Below are 15,644 nucleotides of genomic sequence, written 5' to 3' on the forward strand. Positions count from 1 at the left end.
CGATTTGTCATTCTACATTTGAATTATAGATGTAAAAGTAATTATTAATTAGAATGATATGTCCAATGCTACCCATGCTCTCCTATTTTATATTTTTATAGCATTCAAAAGGTTATGAAAAAGTTAAAATTAATTCCTAAACTTTCCGCTAAAAACTTAAAAAGGACGATATCCATAAAGTCCAATGACTTTGGGATGTCGTCCTTTTTATACTTGCATACATTCATATTTATTTAATCTATTTAATTAATAATTCCGTAATACACCAAATCTTCATATCGATTTTCTTTCTTGACATGGTCGATTAGTATTCCTTCTTTTTTCATACCTAGTTTTTCTATAACTCTCCCTGAAGCTGGATTTGAGCTAAAATAACGAGCAAATACTTTATGGTATAGTTTTTCATCAAATGCGAACTGTACAATAGCTTCTGCTGCCTCTGTAGCATAGCCATTTCCCCAATATTCTTCACCAATCCAATAAGCAATTTCACCATTATTAAAATTCTGGTTATTAGATAACGCTATTGCTCCATATAGTTTGCCGCTTTCCTTATCTGTTACAGCAAATTCATAGGATCTATTCGCATTAAAATTATCCAGATGTCGTTCCATCCAAGTTAATGCATCCTCTATTGCATATGGATAAGGTAGATACAATGTACTTTTATAAAGGTTATAATTATTGCAAAGCTTAGCAACTGCTTCTGCGTCAGATTGCTGGAACAGCCTTAGTATCAACCTATTAGTCGTAATTGTTTTATTGTGGCTATCAAATATCATATGATTTCCCCCTTAATTTTCTTGCCATTATATCTGAAATTTCTAAAAAATCGAATATATTTAATAACAAAGACTAGCAACTGCATAAAAAAAGCAGAAGTAACTTCTACTTCTGCTTGTTCATTATCAATTTAAGAAGTAACTCTTACCGCTCTCTTTTTAACCTGGCCCCATACATAGAACCCTACCGCGGCTGCAATGCTAGTTAACATACCCATCCCATACATCGCTACTTCCCCAAAGTTCTGTTGCAATAAACCACCTACTGATCCACCAACTAGACCCGATACACCAAGGAATACCATACTTAATAAAGCTAAGCCTGTAGCTAACAAGTGCTTTGGTAGAATGGTCGAGATGTACTTAACGGCTAATGACCACATCGCAACGAATGTGAAAGCATGTGATATTTGAAGAATAATAATAATCGTCGGATCGGTAACCACTGCATAGAGCAGCCATCTGATCGCATACAGTACGGATACGACGGAGAACATGGAAATGATCGAATAGTGACGCATGATTCTGCTGATAAAATAAAATCCTATAATTTCTCCAACTCCTGCTACAGCCCAAGCCCATGACAATTGAGCTGAATTCGCTCCTAACGCTTGCAGATGGATCGTTAACAAGGCATCATTCATCCGATGTGGCATCGCAACTAAGAAAAAGAATCCGAAGAAAATTAAAACCTGCGGGTTTGACAATGTTTCTCGAATTACTTTGAGATTGACGGATGCTTGTGTCACGTTGTTCTTGGATGAAGCAGGCGCAGTCTTCGGCTCTCGTACGAAAATAGCCAGAATCATCACAGCGATCCATATTGGCATGAACATCCAAATTAGACTATCGACGCCTCCAAGCTCTTCAAAACGTTGACCAATCAGAAGTAAAATGACCATGAAACCAACTGATCCCCAAATGCGGAAAGAATCATACGATTGATTGCTTTCTCTAGCACTTTTGATCGTTAATGTATCTAATAGGGAAGTTGTTGGCTGGTAAAAGATATATAAAGAGATAACGCCAATCGCTACGATTGTCATTTGATTACTTGTAAATAAGAGTACCGAACTGATCCCTAGTAATATCCAGAAACCAATTATTAAAGGCTTTGTGGCTCGAAGCTTGTCGCTGACGATACCTGTTACAGGTTGTATGAACATTGCTATGAAGGGACCAATCATAAGCAGTGTTCCAGTTTCCGCCACGCTAAAGCCGCGTTTATCTAGCAATAATGGCAAGTACGGAATTAGGATTGAATTGATTCCATAAAAGAAAGTAAGCAGCATTTTGAGCGTGATTTTCATGAATTGACCTCTACTCTCGTCCATCTAATTTCATTAGAGAATTGAATCACAATAAGAGTATACTACTACAGATATAGGATCGAGGGAAGCTGTTAAATCAATAAGAATTCAATTGTTCCTCATCCGCAATGCTTTGCAGATCAAATGCATTAATCGTCAAGATCATATAATCATTCGTATATCCCCACTGTTCCGCCAGCTCCTTCATAAATCGAGGTGAACCAGGGTTCTCTTCATCGTAAATCAGTATCAATCCATCTGTGTTGCGAAGTAAAAATTTATTCTTCTCTTTAAACTGCCAGCCGCCCTCATATTTCTTCTTGCTGACGCTATTCAAATAGTCCGCATTTCGTAAGACATTCGAATAAACTTCTTTCTTCTCTTCATTCCAATTCTCTTCTTGATCGATAAAAGGTGTGATCACAGCTAATTGCAGATAACTATAACTCTGCTTCATCTCAATGACGACCTCGGCAGCCCATATCTCGACTCCCCACTGTCCACTTATGATCACCCATTCTAATCCATCATCTATTAAAGATTGAAGCTGCTTCTTAATGGCCTTCTTTATAATCGCTATTCCGGGATGCTTAAGGGAGAATATACCAAGCTCCGTCGCTTTATAACCTGAAATTAGAACCCGTCTCAATATGATTCATCCTCCGAATGCAATTGATTTATCGATAACATGTTAACACAAATAAAGCCTCCACGAAATGATTCATAGAGACTTGATCTATTCACTTAACCCTAAAGGATTATTGTTAGCCTAATCATATCTTTACACTGTATTCCATTCTCGAATATAGGCTCATCGTAATTGCGCATGAAGAAATCATGATCTATACCAGAAATGCGGAATCCACACTGTTGATAGAGCTTTAATTGGTGGATACTTGAATTACCAGTCCCAATCTCTACCGTTGCTGCGCCTAACTTAGCTGCTTCTTCTAATGCTTTATGAATCAGTTGCTTGCCAATTCCTTTGCCTTGGTAATCCTCATGAACGGCTACATTCATAATTTCCATCGTGCTTGGTTCTGTAGGAACCAGAACAATTTCGCCAATCAACGTATTATCGCTATAAGCCAAGTAACAAATACCCTTCTGAAGATAGCTATTCACTATTTCTTGGGAAGGATCTGCTAACAGGAGTAAATCATATGGAATTTCATCTTTAAGCATATCAAGTTGTTTATAAGTGATTATCACAATAATTGCTCCTTCTAAATGTTCGAATTCTGATTAATATTCATGGCTAATGACATACACTATATTCGGTATAATGATCATTGCCGATTAGGAGGTCTCACATGATGTTCAGACAAATCATCTATATTATAACACTTGTGTGCACACTGTTGTCATTTACTCCTACCATCTATGCTGCTGATCAGCCGCTGTATGCCAAATGGGGTAAGATTGCAATGAATGAAACAAAGAACAAATATCATGCTGCTATTGTTGATTACTTACATATGGGGAGAACACAAATCAATGAGAATATAACGGAAGAGAAATTTAAGCTGTGGCTCCGTAAAGCGAATCAACAAGAATTTGGGGTATATATTACGATCCGATTTGACACACATACAGAGCAAATCTTATTCATTCATTTTGAAGAAACGGCTCATTAAAGCTGCGCAGCCTCACTAGCATTAGTAGTAAGCTTGGATATAAAGAATCCTATTAGTTCATTCATAAGAAAAGCGGTCACTGCACCACACACACTTAATTTAAGAAAAGGAAGATAGCTTACAAAATCATTAAACATATCGCTTCCTCCAATAATAAGCATGAACAAGCTATATAAAAGAATACCGCCAAGCCCATATGCTACAATCTGAATGGGTAGCCGATAAAACCACTTTATATCAAATCGCGTCATATATTTAAGCCATAACCAATCCATTAATATGGAGAAAGGAACCCCTCCAATCAGATAGAATGGTAAACCAGCAATAAAATAAAGTACAAAAATGAAAGAGATCGACCCATAGAAGCTAACCTCTCTATCAAACAGAGGAACGATGAGCCACAAGCACATGAATGCATTTGATAGTATAACTGAGATGATTTTCCGGAGAATATGATACTTGATCATCCTAATTCCACCTCATGCCCTAATAGTTGAATCAACTAAAAAATATATGCTATCGAATCTGTTTACCGCTGACCACATGCCAGTGAAAATGCTTAGAATCCTGATACGCTCCCAAATTGGTTAAAACTCTGGCAGCCCCTGTTCGAGCTGTCATCTCTGCTGCTATTTCTTTGATTGTATGTAATAAATCTAACAATAACTGATCATTATTCTCCGCTTCATTTGAGATGAGAGAGAGTACATGAATTTTGGGAATCACCACAATATGATGTTCATAATAAGGTCTAGTATGGTGATATGCTAGTACAGACTCCGTCTCCATTACCTTTTGAACCTCTGTCTTCCCATTCAATACCTCGTCGCAATAGAAATCTTCTGTCATGATTCAGCCTCCTCTTATTTATGTTCAACTATAACCTTCTCCAGGAGAAATCTAAAATTATTTGTTTCTCTATAGACTAAATACGCAAACAAAGAAGAGAAAACTAAACCTGTAATTAGTGCAAATACGAAGTCTTTTCGCCAAGAAGCTTTGGTATAATAGCTCATGAACCTGAATATCCCAAATGCAACAATACTTATAATAAACCAGTTAGCGAACAATACACGTCCCCCTTTTACTTATAGAGACTAAAGCTGAATCTTGTTCTTTATCAAACGAATCTGACCCCTGTGATTAATCTCATCTTCAAAAACATGGAACCACATAAAATAGATGTTGCCTGGCTTCCCATCCCAAAAAGGCACTTCAAAGTGCAGCCAATTGTCATCTACGGTACGAAACAACTCACATGTTCTCGCTCGAACTTCATCCAATTTATTCAGATAGTAGCTTATTTCGTGACCTCTAATTTCTGCCCGTGCACGGTCGCCTAAGTTTAAGGCAGGCTCTAACCTAGCGACTTCTTCATCTGTCAATGCTCTTCTCTCAAAAGTACCGACCTGATACGCCGTCTCAACAGCGGCACAATGCAATAATAAGGCCCCTATCGAATTACTTTGATCATCAAGTAAATAATCGAGCTGATCAACGGTTAAATTTTCAACCGCCTGTAGTGTGGTATGCCTAGCATAATTCATCATCGATATTAACCTACTAATGTGCGGTGAGTAACCTTCTATATCTTTTACTAAGTAAATTTGATCCATATTCATCATGTGATTACAACCCCTTCAACTATTTATCAATGATTAATAAAGCGATAACAGCAATAACCATTACACTAATGCATATATAGCCAAACACACGAATTGGTGTTGGTATAGACTGGAATTTAGCACATCTCATCTCTACTTCTTGCTCTTTGTTATCCTCACTCACTCATGCTCACCTCAATCTGCGACTTAACCTCTTAGTCAAACTAAATCCAATTAGTGCACCAACAATATTCAGAATAATATCATCTACATCAAAGCTTCCTACCTTCAACACCATCTGCAGCAACTCCACAGATAATAACAGTGCGAGTGCCGATATAATAAATAATAGCGCTTTCAGAAATCGGTTGTTTAGCAGTGGGAGTATAATGCCAATAGGAATGAATAAAAGGATGTTCCCGAACAGATTCTTAGCCCAAGTATCTAGATCAAAATAGGCTCGATTGACAATATACAATTTAATTGTTTGAAATGGTATATAATTATAGTGATAATCCGAATCATGACCACGCCAAAACAGGAGTACAGCCATGATCAGCATATAGATGATCCCGATGATCAGAATCGTAATATTCAGTATTCGATTGCTGGACACAGCATAACGAAAGTTCATCGTGACCACCCCATCACAATTAATATAGCTTCACCCTAGCATGCGAATAAGCGTTCGCTCGTTATCTTCAGCATCTTCTAGATGAAACATATGGGAAGATTTATCCTTCCAGATGAAATTCTTACCCTGAGGAGCGTCCAGCTTCTTATAGAACTCTTCCACTATATGACCATATACATGAACGTCCTTGCGACCATGGATGAAAGTAACAGGAATGTCCAGCCGCGGGATTGTAACGGCAAAATCAATTTGTGCGAACTCTTCAATCAATGCTTGCGTGTAGCTGTGTTTAAATCCACGAAATATGTTGGCGAAATCGATGATTGAATAATCCGGTGACCGTGATAGAATCGACATGACTAATTTCATCCCTGGGTGCTTCACTTGCTCATCGTTATAGATCATTGAATTATATCTCGCCATCCACATGCGAAGTGTTGACCACTGCTTAACACTTGTTACAAAAGGCGGTTCGCCGCATGCCTCAAGCGCAGCTACAGCTTTTGTATGACCAAGTGATCTAGCCCTTTCGAGTGTCCATTGCAAGCATAGGCGATCATTCTCGGCCCAGTTGATTATTTGAGAGAATCCAATATAACTGTATAATTCATCAGGTATTTCTTGCGCTAAACGAAGCCCTAGAATAGATCCCCATGAGTGTCCTGCAAGATAAATACGCTCTTGATGGAATCGGCTCTTTAAATAATTAATAACTTCCTTAGCGTCTTGTATAAATTGAGAAAGGTTGAATGTATCCGCTGAGACATGACGACTAAACGTCTTCCCCGCTCCTCGCTGGTCCCAGAAAACTAACGTATACTGCTTAACTAACTCTTTGGTTGTCGTGACCATAGCGAAATCTCTAGAACGATTCGACACGCCAGGCACTGGAAAACCTGGTCCACCATGAAGCATCAACAGAACAGGATGTTTAACATTCTCCGTCTGAATTAATAAATATTGGTCAATCCCGCCAATTCTCGTCTTTACAACCTCACTAACTCCGGAAGAGGTAAGTTCAAAATCCTTTTTGGCCCAAAATAGTCCCATAGTCCGTTATTCCCAATCCCATCTACTGTAGATTTAATCCTCGTCTATTTCAAGATCCGTATTCCGCATGACCATATGGATATGATCTTCCCAAACGCCATTGATTTTGAGGTATTTGAGGGCTAGTCCTTCCTGGTAGAAGCCGAGATTCTCAATCAGCTTCATTGAAGCTTGATTCCTCGGCATAATATTCGCTTCAATTCGATGTAGTCCCATCTTGTTAAAAGCGTGATGAATAACCTTCTTGAGTGCTTCGGTCATATAACCTTTATTTCTTACATTCTGATCGATTCGATATCCGAGATGACATGACTGAAAGGCACCTCTTACAATATTATTCAGAGCGATTGACCCTATGATAAGTTCTGGTGCTTCTTTTGTACAAATCCATACTTTAAACATATCTCCACTTCTGATTTTGTGCTTTTCATCTGCAAGAATTTTATGATGGAAGTCATAAGTAAAATATTCATCTGTCCTCTTGATCTCCCATTGTGCCAAGAAATCTTTATTCCGAATAACATAATCCAGCACTTCGTTCGTGGCGGATTCATCAACGATTTTCAGTAGAAGTCGTTCAGTATACAGTTCATTTGTCATCAGCTTCTCCACTCTAGCATGAGATTTCATATTTCACTTCAGAATAATTATGAATTAATTGCTCTTCTGAAATGATCATACCAGTTCGCTTATCAACTACCTTCCTCCAAATTTCGTTCTCGCGATAGTTTTTACCTGCTATTTGATGAAAATGATGATTTCTTTCTTCAACATGGTAAGCATAAGGCCATTCTTGATCACAAGTTATGCAGCCTTTGAGATGCGTATCTGTTAACCACACACGAATCTGGAATTTCTGATTGGTCGGGTTATATAAACGAAGATCTACGTAGTTATAGAAGACACTTGCCCCGCTTCCAAAAGGCAGCACTCTCTGCTCATCAGGAAACGGATCAAAGCTGTGATGATGTCTTTCTTTGATGATGAGTGGTGAATGCAGTGATAGCCAAAATAAAAGATTCGCCAATTGGCACAGACCACCACCAACGCCAGTCCTTACTTCTCCTTGGGACAATAGCAGCCCTTCAATATATCCTTTACTCACACTCGGTTTACCGATCAGCTTCCAGAATGAGAACGTCTCCCCTGGTTCAATCAGGATTCCATCGAGCTGCTTAATCGCAATACTTAAATTCGTAACTTTGTTCTCCTGCAGTTGGGGATCAGACGAACCTAATTTTCTACGTAGCAAAGATTGATGTCGTTTGATCGTGAATGATAATGATTCATTATCATGACCCGAAGCAAATTTAATCCTAAGATTGCGCAATGACCTTGTCATCCGCAGCTGCCAAATTCGAAGCTTATAGATCAGAGGAATCTTTGCTAACAATTGTTTCATCATACATACACTCTCCACGTATGAAACTTATACACCGATATTACATTACCATTTATTTGAAGCTCATTAAGTACAACGCATCTACCCCTAGCAAGGTTGCATCATTTATAAAAAAATTAATACAATCGCTTTTCATACGTTTCTTTGAGAGATTTCTCAACGTCCTCAGCAGTTAGCCCTTCCAAATTGGCATGATCCGCCAGAATTCTAGCCACAGAGGGAAGCTTCTCTTTCGTTGGCCATGTATTCAACTGCCACAACTTCGAGCGTTTGAATGCTTTCGCACAGTGGATATAGCATTCCTCAACCTCAACGCCTATCCCTAGCAATGGTGCTTTATCATTTACTTTCATCTGATCAAGTACATTTGCATCACGTATAATGCAGGCCTTTCCATTAATTCGTAGCGTTTCTTCCAGCCCAGGAATTAGAAAAATAAGACCTATTTTCGGATTACTCAAAATATTTAGCATGGAATCCATTCTGCGGTTACCTGGGCGCTCAGGAATAACAAGATGCCAATCATCCATTACATAGACGAATCCTGGACTATCCCCACGTGGCGATACATCACACTCACCGTTTGCGTCTGCCGTAGATAGGAAGGCTATTGGCGATTGTGCTAGAAACCTGCGACAATGCTCATCCAAATGCGTAATGGATTTATTCTTCACTACTTCACTCGGATATCCTAATAAATCTCTAAGCTCTTGCTCTGTAGTAATTTGATTTTGAAAAAATGTCATCCGAATCTTCCCCCTATTTAAATACAATACCGAAAAAAAGCCAGCTGAGATTCCCCAGCTGACTCTTGATTCTGATCCTATTTCAAGAAATTAGCGGTTTCTGGGTCTGGACCAATACGCTCATTCTTGTTGAGTGCGTCAATTTTAGCCATATCTTCAGCAGAAATTTCAAAATCAAAAATATCCGCATTTTCGGCAATACGAGCTGCTTTAATGGATTTCGGAATCGTTACGACGCCATTTTGCAGATCCCAACGCAGAATAATTTGTGCTGTTGATTTATTGTACTTATTCGCAAGCTCTACTAAGGTTGACTCATCTAATAGAACACCTTGTTTAAGCGGGGACCAAGCTTCAAACTGAATATTTTTGTCCTTGCAATAAGCATGAAGTTCAGTTTGTGTCAGATGCGGATGATACTCCACTTGGTTCACCATCGGCACGATTTCAGCATCTTTGAGCAAATCTTCCATATGGGAGATGTGGAAGTTACTTACACCAATTGCTCTAATGCGACCTGCTTTATATAGGGTCTCCAGTGCTCTCCAGCCTTCTTTATAAGTACCCATCGCCCAGTGAATCAAATAAAGATCCAAGTATTCAAGACCGAGTCTTTGTAAGCTCGCTTCATATGCAGCAAGTGCATCTTCATATGCAAGATCGGTTACCCATACTTTGGAAGTAATAAATAAATCCTCACGGGATAATCCAGTAGCTGCCAGACCTTCACGAATTCCTTGTCCAACGCCTTCTTCATTCTTATAGATAGCTGCTGTATCAATACTTCTGTAACCTTGCTTGATAGCTTCTCGAACAGCAGAAACTGCTTCATCTCCATCTTGTACCTTAAACACACCAAGACCAAACCAAGGCATTTTCACGCCATTATGTAATACGGTAGTATCCTGCAAGCTTTGTACCATATATCATTACCTCCATCAATTCGATTTCCTGCCAACAATGCCGGGTATTCGTTAAAAAAGATAACGCTTTTTTATCACATTGCACCAATATTATACCATTTCTGTGTAAAGCGAACAATGTGGACGAGGATCTAAACAACAGGCCAGATTGGCCTGAGTTGTCATATATCCTTGTGTCGAAAGCTCCATACAGCCAAAATCGACGTGAGCAAGCTCCAAATAATTAGAATAAGGAAAGCTGTTACAATTCCCGTGTATTCTATACTGCCACTCTGTGCCACCCCTGAAAGTGAGTGTATAGCGGATGCGGGTAATATCGGCACAATAACATCCTGAATAGATCCCGGAAAAAGCTCTGCGATGGCAGGAAGGAACAACACCACGAGCGGAATGACGATGCCAGCTGCTGTATTTCTTGACAAAAATGCAGCGCTAACTGTAAGCCAAATATAAAATAGCGGCATAGCAACGCATCCAGCGACGAACTGCCAGACCTCAGATGCCGGGAGTGTCTGCCCGTGGATAGCTGAAAGCATTAGCTGTCCATTGCCAAGCACAATGAGAGCGACAATCACGCCTACCACTAATGACAAAGAGAAGTATGTCAGGAGCTTTGCAACAAAGTAACGGGTTCGGTCAGGTGTAGCTGTTAGATAGGTTTGTATCGTTTTTCCCTGAAATTCTCTGCCTATCTGGACGGCGGTAAAAAAAATGAGCAGGATGGTGACTACATCTACGCCGAGCATATTGACCTCAATGACCGACATTGGTTTAAGCTCGGACAACGCCTTGTTTTGGGTTATTTCTGTTGTAAAAGCAAGCACAAGTCCCATTAAAATGCTGAAAATCATTGCAATCGGTAAATAAAGCCGTGAGGATTTAGGAAACCATATTTTCTCCCACTCTGCACGAATAGCCTGTATCATTGTATCAGCTCCCCATTATCTTAATTGAGATTAATGCCTTTATAGTCTGTTTTTCCGTCTACCAATTCGGAAAAAAGCTGTTCCAGTGAAGGCTGATACTTTACCAGCTCGTAAATATGAATGCCGTAGGCAAAAGCAATATCTCCAATACGTCGTATGTCCATTTTCCGTACATGAAGGATCTCCGATTCCGGCACATCAACCCCCGCACCATGTTCTATCAGCGCTTTCTTCAGTAAAGGCGTGTTGCTCGACTGCACTTGCACATAAGAGCTAAAGCTTTCGTTCTGCATTTCGTCCATACCCATATCGGCAATCAATTCACCACGTGCAAGCACAATGATCCTGTCAGCTATTTCCTGAACCTCACTGAGTAGATGGCTTGAGATCAGAACGGCCTTGCCTTGCTTTGCTAAATCCCCGAGCAAATTTCGAAGCCAGTGAATACCTTCCACATCCAAACCGTTAAATGGTTCGTCCATCATGATCGTTTCAGGGTCGCCTATAAGGCTACCTGCAATGCCAATCCTCTGCTTCATACCAAGGGAGAACTCCTTAATTTTTTTATCCGCAACCTTGTGTAATCCCACAAAACCAAGAAGTTCATCCACTCTGCTTTTATTTATCCCAGCGGCAGTTGCTAAGATCGTAAGATGCTGCCGTGGCGTCAGCCGTCCATCTATGGCGCTGGCATCCACCATTGCGCCAATTTTACTCAAAGGCTGTTCCAGTGCAGCGTAAAGTTTTCCAGCAACGGAAATGCTACCGGAGGTTGGGGCGGCCAAGCCCAGAATCATGCGCATGGTCGTCGTTTTACCCGCTCCGTTAGGACCAAGAAAACCAGTGATCACACCGGGATGTAGATATAAACTGATGTTGTTTACAGCGGTTTTATCAGCAAATTTCTTTGTCACATTCGTTAGTTGTATCATCGTCTTTCCTTCCTTCCTTCCGTACATCAATCTGCGGTTTTAAGATGTAAGTCGTTATTAGCGGAATAGATACTAAATGCATTTTCAATATAACGTTTGGCTGACTCCATCATTTCTTCGTTTTGTCCGATCATCCGATTTTCAAGGTTAAGTTCAGATAAATGTTTGAGTAATTCCATATTGCCGCCCGTAAAGGATACTATGGTTTCCCCCCAACGTCTTGCTAAATCCTGTGCCAATGGGTTGTTAGGTGAAATGTTGTCATGATGCAGGATGGTTGCTTCGATCAAAATTTCTTTCCATTTATGATAAAATATTTGGATGGGTTCGATGTCTTGAAAATGCGGAGAAAGCAAGTCCTGTTGTTCCTTCGTCAGCATCTGAGGGGCATGCGAAAAAATATCGTCCCCAGGTAAAGCACTAAGAAACCGGAGCAGCACATGAAATGGAGGCTCTTTTCCTGCCTCAATCATTTTGGACATTATGCCAATTGTGGCAAACGACGTATGCAAATGCTCTATTCTTTGCAGCAAAAGCAATTGCTGATTTTTAAACATTTCCAGTAGTTCCTTCGTACCTGGCTGAAGTAAAAGCTGCTCCTTAATCTGGTCTAATGAAAAATCAAGAGACTTATAAAATACAATCTGCTCAAGGCGGATTAAATCGTCCTGCGTATAATATCGGCGCCCACCTTCCGTCCTTCCCGAAGAAGGCAATAGCCCGATATTGTCATAATGCTGAACTGCACGAATCGTTAGACCCGCAGCAGAAGCGATCTCACCGCTTGTGTATCTCTTTTCGTTCATATTAATTCCTCCTCACAAACAATATATTTCATTACGTAGCGTAATGAGCAAGCGATATTTTAAGTTATGTCAAAATCGGGCACAACAAAGCCGCCCTTAATCCTATTAAGGCGGCTTTGTTGTAATGCAATAACTCATTCGTCAAGAAGTAACGATTAAGCTCGCTGTATGTTCATCTAACAACGTACGGCTATACGCTGCAATTTCCTTATATGGAATCCCATAATATCGATCAAGTGCTTTTATTTGGCCATCCCCCCAGAATTGTTTATCTAGAGCAGTTATGATTTGATACGAAGCATGACTATGTGGAAAGCACTCATCTTCCTTAGCTTCTTGCGCAAATTTAATCAAGCATTCAGCATCTTGATAATATATCAGCTCAACTAACTTGGCGCGATACTCCAAATCCACTTGCGCCATATTCGGATACATACGCATGTCCATCAAATGTTGGCCTTCGTGCTTCAGATAAGATACGAGGAAGGCATCTTTATGAAGGATGTGTTTATACCTGTTATAGACGCAATAAAGTCCGTGAGAAGTAGCCCAGCCACCAGTGGAACCCCACCCAAAACTTGCAAAATGCAGCCAGCTAAGCATTAGAAAATGATGCATAAAATTCACAATAACGGTTTGCTCTCCATAAGGAAGAGACACTTGAAACTCCTCAGCACTGTTCTTTTGCCAAATATAAGGTCCTCTGTATGGCCTCGTATATCCGCCTAAGAAGTTATAGCCTTTGTCCTTAAATAGCAGTTCTAGCTTTCTTTCCGTCTCATCAAGATCCGTAGTTGGAGTTGGAATGCAGGAATTAAGTCTAGTATGAAGTAGGTGCTCACCTTGTTCAGCACTTACCCGCTTCGTTAGAACTTCAATGAAATAGTCGTAGTATGCACTTAGTACATCTTGTATCCATCTATCTTGAGTAGGAATATGCAAGCGAGCATTTTCTGAGTAAAATCTTCTTGTATATCTTCGCTCTAATAATCGAAGTTCGGGTAAATTCGGTTTATGATCATGAATATATTGTAGAACCTCTGTGACATCCCCTTGAACACATAAAGAAACAATTTGCGATTTCGTATTAGGCATCATTATTCTGATCCATTTCCTTTCATCATCTGTATTCTGTATCGCCATCATCATCATTCTCTATGAATGGAGTGGCAGTTCAATATAAAATTTGTAATGCCCCTCACTGTGTAGCAGCCCGACTCGACCTTGATGCAATTCGATGATTTGCTTTGTAATAGATAACCCGAGTCCATAACCATAGGGCATCTTCTGGTTTTTGGGTGATTCCTCCAATTGATAGAATCGTTCAAATAACTGCTGCGCTTGTTCCTGTGTAATTGGCCTCCCGTAATTCTCAACTGATAGAATGATCTGATCAGGAAGCCCCAACATTTTCACCTTAACGGATCCAGGCTTAAAAGAGTACTTAAGTGCATTTACAAGTAAATTATCGATGGCTCTTACTATTTTCTCCACATCAAGTGGGACCATCGTGCTGGTTGAATTGGTTTCAATTTCAAACGTGATTCCTTGCTCCTTGGCAACTGGCTCTATTTCAGAAATCATCTGCTGGAGCAAGCTGTGCAAATTTACGATTTGATACGTTAACCGAACATCTTGATTTGTTAAACGAGTATATTCGAATAGATCATCGATCAGCTTCTTAAGCTGTTGCGTTTTGTTATAAGCATTATCAATGTATCGTTCTTGCTCCTTTACATCATCGAATTGATGAGTTTTCAGCAGATCCAAATAACCGATAATACTTGTCAGTGGTGTTCTCAGATCATGGGAAACATACGTGATTAATTCCATTTTGGACTTTTCTAGCATGCGTTCTCTTTCGAGCTGCTTCTGTAATTGCTCGGCCAAATAGTTCATATGCTCAGCAACCTTGCCAAGCTCATCCTGCCTTGTTATCGGAAGTCGGTAATTGAGATTACCTTCAGATATCGTTCTTAATCCATCCGTAAGCGTAGAGAGGTATTTGACAATATGGCGAGTAAAGATAACGAACAATCCAACAAAGACCACAATAAAAGTAAGCATGGTTAAATCGGGCGCAACCAGCTCTACAATGGCCAAAATAAAGAACGTACAAATAAAACTTAGACAAATAGCCCATAAAATTTGAATACGGATGCTCTTCTTCCCACTAATGATCTCCCACAGTTTATTTTTCAATCTTATACCCCACTCCCCATACGGTCTTAATATACTGAGGCTCTCTAGGGTTAACTTCGATCTTCTCCCTAATATTGCGAATATGAACCATCACCGTATTCTCAGAATAATAAGCCGTCTGGTCCTTCCACACATTGCGATATATGCGATCGATGTTGAATACTTGCCCTGGATGCGTTGCCAGTAATTCCAGAATGGAGAATTCAATAGGTGTTAAAGAAATTTCTTGATTGCGGATAGCTACTGTATGATGAGTAATATTTATCGAGAGATCATGAATCTGAATAATCGATTGGTCTGTATTAGCTTGTGAGGCATTGATATTGGCTCTGCGCAGCTGTGCTTTGATCCTGGCGAGTAATTCCAACGGGTTAAAAGGCTTCGCCACATAATCATCTGCACCTGTCGATAAGCCCATAATTTTATCGAGATCTTCACCCTTTGCGGATAACATAATGATTGGCGTCCCCAGCTTCTCGCGAATCTGATAGCAAGCTTTAATCCCATCCAAATTAGGCATCATAATGTCTAATATGATCAACTGGATCGGTTCCCGCTCAAGGATCGCTAATGCCTGCATTCCATCCTCTGCTTGCAGAACTTGATAACCTTCGTTACGAAGATAAATATGGAGGATATCTCTTATTTCCTGATCATCGTCAACAATAAGGATTTGCGTCGGCATGGAAT

The 15,644-nt window shown here is 39.9% G+C and carries 21 protein-coding genes; 1 reads left to right on the forward strand and 20 read right to left on the reverse strand.

Annotation, left to right across the window (positions count from 1 at the left end; genetic code table 11):
* Positions 1–242: 242 nt before the first annotated feature.
* The 4 genes from E0485_RS00915 to E0485_RS00930 all read right to left on the reverse strand — a co-directional run bounded on the left by E0485_RS00915 (position 243) and on the right by E0485_RS00930 (position 3,277).
* On the reverse strand, positions 243–782 hold the full coding sequence (locus E0485_RS00915) for a GNAT family N-acetyltransferase (protein WP_132415623.1): 540 nt from the start codon (positions 780–782) through the stop codon (positions 243–245).
* A gap of 131 nt (positions 783–913) precedes the next feature.
* On the reverse strand, positions 914–2,092 hold the full coding sequence (locus E0485_RS00920; protein WP_132415625.1) for an MFS transporter: 1,179 nt from the start codon (positions 2,090–2,092) through the stop codon (positions 914–916).
* A gap of 97 nt (positions 2,093–2,189) precedes the next feature.
* Positions 2,190–2,744, reverse strand: a complete 555-nt coding sequence (locus E0485_RS00925; RefSeq protein ID WP_165921061.1) for an SLOG family protein — start codon at positions 2,742–2,744, stop codon at positions 2,190–2,192.
* A gap of 98 nt (positions 2,745–2,842) precedes the next feature.
* Positions 2,843–3,277, reverse strand: a complete 435-nt coding sequence (locus E0485_RS00930; RefSeq protein WP_132416420.1) for a GNAT family N-acetyltransferase — start codon at positions 3,275–3,277, stop codon at positions 2,843–2,845.
* 128 nt (positions 3,278–3,405) lie between these two features.
* Here E0485_RS00930 and E0485_RS00935 point away from each other — a divergent pair, with 128 nt between their 5' ends.
* The gene (locus E0485_RS00935; protein WP_235857341.1) at positions 3,406–3,729 is read left to right on the forward strand and encodes a DUF3889 domain-containing protein; all 324 of its coding nucleotides are present in this window, start codon (positions 3,406–3,408) and stop codon (positions 3,727–3,729) included.
* Here the strand turns inward: E0485_RS00935 and E0485_RS00940 are convergent.
* The 16 genes from E0485_RS00940 to E0485_RS01010 all read right to left on the reverse strand — a co-directional run bounded on the left by E0485_RS00940 (position 3,726) and on the right by E0485_RS01010 (position 15,639).
* The gene (locus tag E0485_RS00940; RefSeq protein WP_132415629.1) at positions 3,726–4,196 is read right to left on the reverse strand and encodes a hypothetical protein; all 471 of its coding nucleotides are present in this window, start codon (positions 4,194–4,196) and stop codon (positions 3,726–3,728) included. The two genes, E0485_RS00935 and E0485_RS00940, sit on opposite strands and share 4 nt — an antisense overlap.
* A 49-nt stretch (positions 4,197–4,245) precedes the next feature.
* Positions 4,246–4,578, reverse strand: coding sequence for an HIT family protein (locus E0485_RS00945; RefSeq protein WP_165921035.1), 333 nt, complete (start codon positions 4,576–4,578; stop codon positions 4,246–4,248).
* Positions 4,579–4,826: 248 nt separating this feature from the next.
* The gene (locus tag E0485_RS00950; protein ID WP_132415633.1) at positions 4,827–5,354 is read right to left on the reverse strand and encodes a DinB family protein; all 528 of its coding nucleotides are present in this window, start codon (positions 5,352–5,354) and stop codon (positions 4,827–4,829) included.
* Between the two features lie 19 nt (positions 5,355–5,373).
* Positions 5,374–5,517, reverse strand: coding sequence for a hypothetical protein (locus E0485_RS24965; RefSeq protein WP_165921036.1), 144 nt, complete (start codon positions 5,515–5,517; stop codon positions 5,374–5,376).
* Positions 5,518–5,523: 6 nt separating this feature from the next.
* On the reverse strand, positions 5,524–5,967 hold the full coding sequence (locus E0485_RS00955) for a VanZ family protein (protein WP_132415635.1): 444 nt from the start codon (positions 5,965–5,967) through the stop codon (positions 5,524–5,526).
* Between the two features lie 30 nt (positions 5,968–5,997).
* Entirely contained in the window at positions 5,998–7,017 is a 1,020-nt protein-coding gene (locus E0485_RS00960; RefSeq protein WP_132415638.1) for an alpha/beta fold hydrolase, read from the reverse strand.
* 33 nt (positions 7,018–7,050) lie between these two features.
* On the reverse strand, positions 7,051–7,617 hold the full coding sequence (locus tag E0485_RS00965; RefSeq protein ID WP_132415640.1) for a GNAT family N-acetyltransferase: 567 nt from the start codon (positions 7,615–7,617) through the stop codon (positions 7,051–7,053).
* 13 nt (positions 7,618–7,630) lie between these two features.
* Complete coding sequence (locus tag E0485_RS00970) at positions 7,631–8,422, reverse strand: VanW family protein (RefSeq protein ID WP_132415642.1); 792 nt, start codon at positions 8,420–8,422, stop codon at positions 7,631–7,633.
* Positions 8,423–8,535: 113 nt separating this feature from the next.
* Positions 8,536–9,165, reverse strand: coding sequence for a pyridoxamine 5'-phosphate oxidase family protein (locus tag E0485_RS00975; protein WP_132415644.1), 630 nt, complete (start codon positions 9,163–9,165; stop codon positions 8,536–8,538).
* Between the two features lie 77 nt (positions 9,166–9,242).
* Entirely contained in the window at positions 9,243–10,088 is an 846-nt protein-coding gene (locus E0485_RS00980; protein WP_132415646.1) for an aldo/keto reductase, read from the reverse strand.
* A 161-nt stretch (positions 10,089–10,249) separates the two neighbouring features.
* Positions 10,250–11,014, reverse strand: a complete 765-nt coding sequence (locus tag E0485_RS00985) for an ABC transporter permease (protein ID WP_132415648.1) — start codon at positions 11,012–11,014, stop codon at positions 10,250–10,252.
* A 20-nt stretch (positions 11,015–11,034) separates the two neighbouring features.
* Complete coding sequence (locus tag E0485_RS00990; RefSeq protein WP_132415650.1) at positions 11,035–11,946, reverse strand: ABC transporter ATP-binding protein; 912 nt, start codon at positions 11,944–11,946, stop codon at positions 11,035–11,037.
* 26 nt (positions 11,947–11,972) lie between these two features.
* The gene (locus tag E0485_RS00995; protein WP_132415652.1) at positions 11,973–12,752 is read right to left on the reverse strand and encodes a MerR family transcriptional regulator; all 780 of its coding nucleotides are present in this window, start codon (positions 12,750–12,752) and stop codon (positions 11,973–11,975) included.
* Between the two features lie 141 nt (positions 12,753–12,893).
* Complete coding sequence (locus E0485_RS01000) at positions 12,894–13,850, reverse strand: hypothetical protein (RefSeq protein ID WP_132415654.1); 957 nt, start codon at positions 13,848–13,850, stop codon at positions 12,894–12,896.
* A gap of 57 nt (positions 13,851–13,907) precedes the next feature.
* Complete coding sequence (locus E0485_RS01005) at positions 13,908–14,954, reverse strand: HAMP domain-containing sensor histidine kinase (protein WP_235857342.1); 1,047 nt, start codon at positions 14,952–14,954, stop codon at positions 13,908–13,910.
* Positions 14,944–15,639 carry a response regulator transcription factor gene (locus E0485_RS01010; RefSeq protein ID WP_132415656.1) on the reverse strand — a complete coding sequence of 232 codons (696 nt, stop codon included), beginning with the start codon at positions 15,637–15,639 and terminating at the stop codon, positions 14,944–14,946. The genes E0485_RS01005 and E0485_RS01010 overlap by 11 nt, the downstream gene beginning before the upstream one ends.
* Between the last annotated feature and the right edge of the window lie 5 nt (positions 15,640–15,644).

Origin of the sequence: Paenibacillus albiflavus, assembly GCF_004344915.1 — a bacterium.
Classification (GTDB): Bacteria; Bacillota; Bacilli; order Paenibacillales; family NBRC-103111; genus Paenibacillus_AM; species Paenibacillus_AM albiflavus.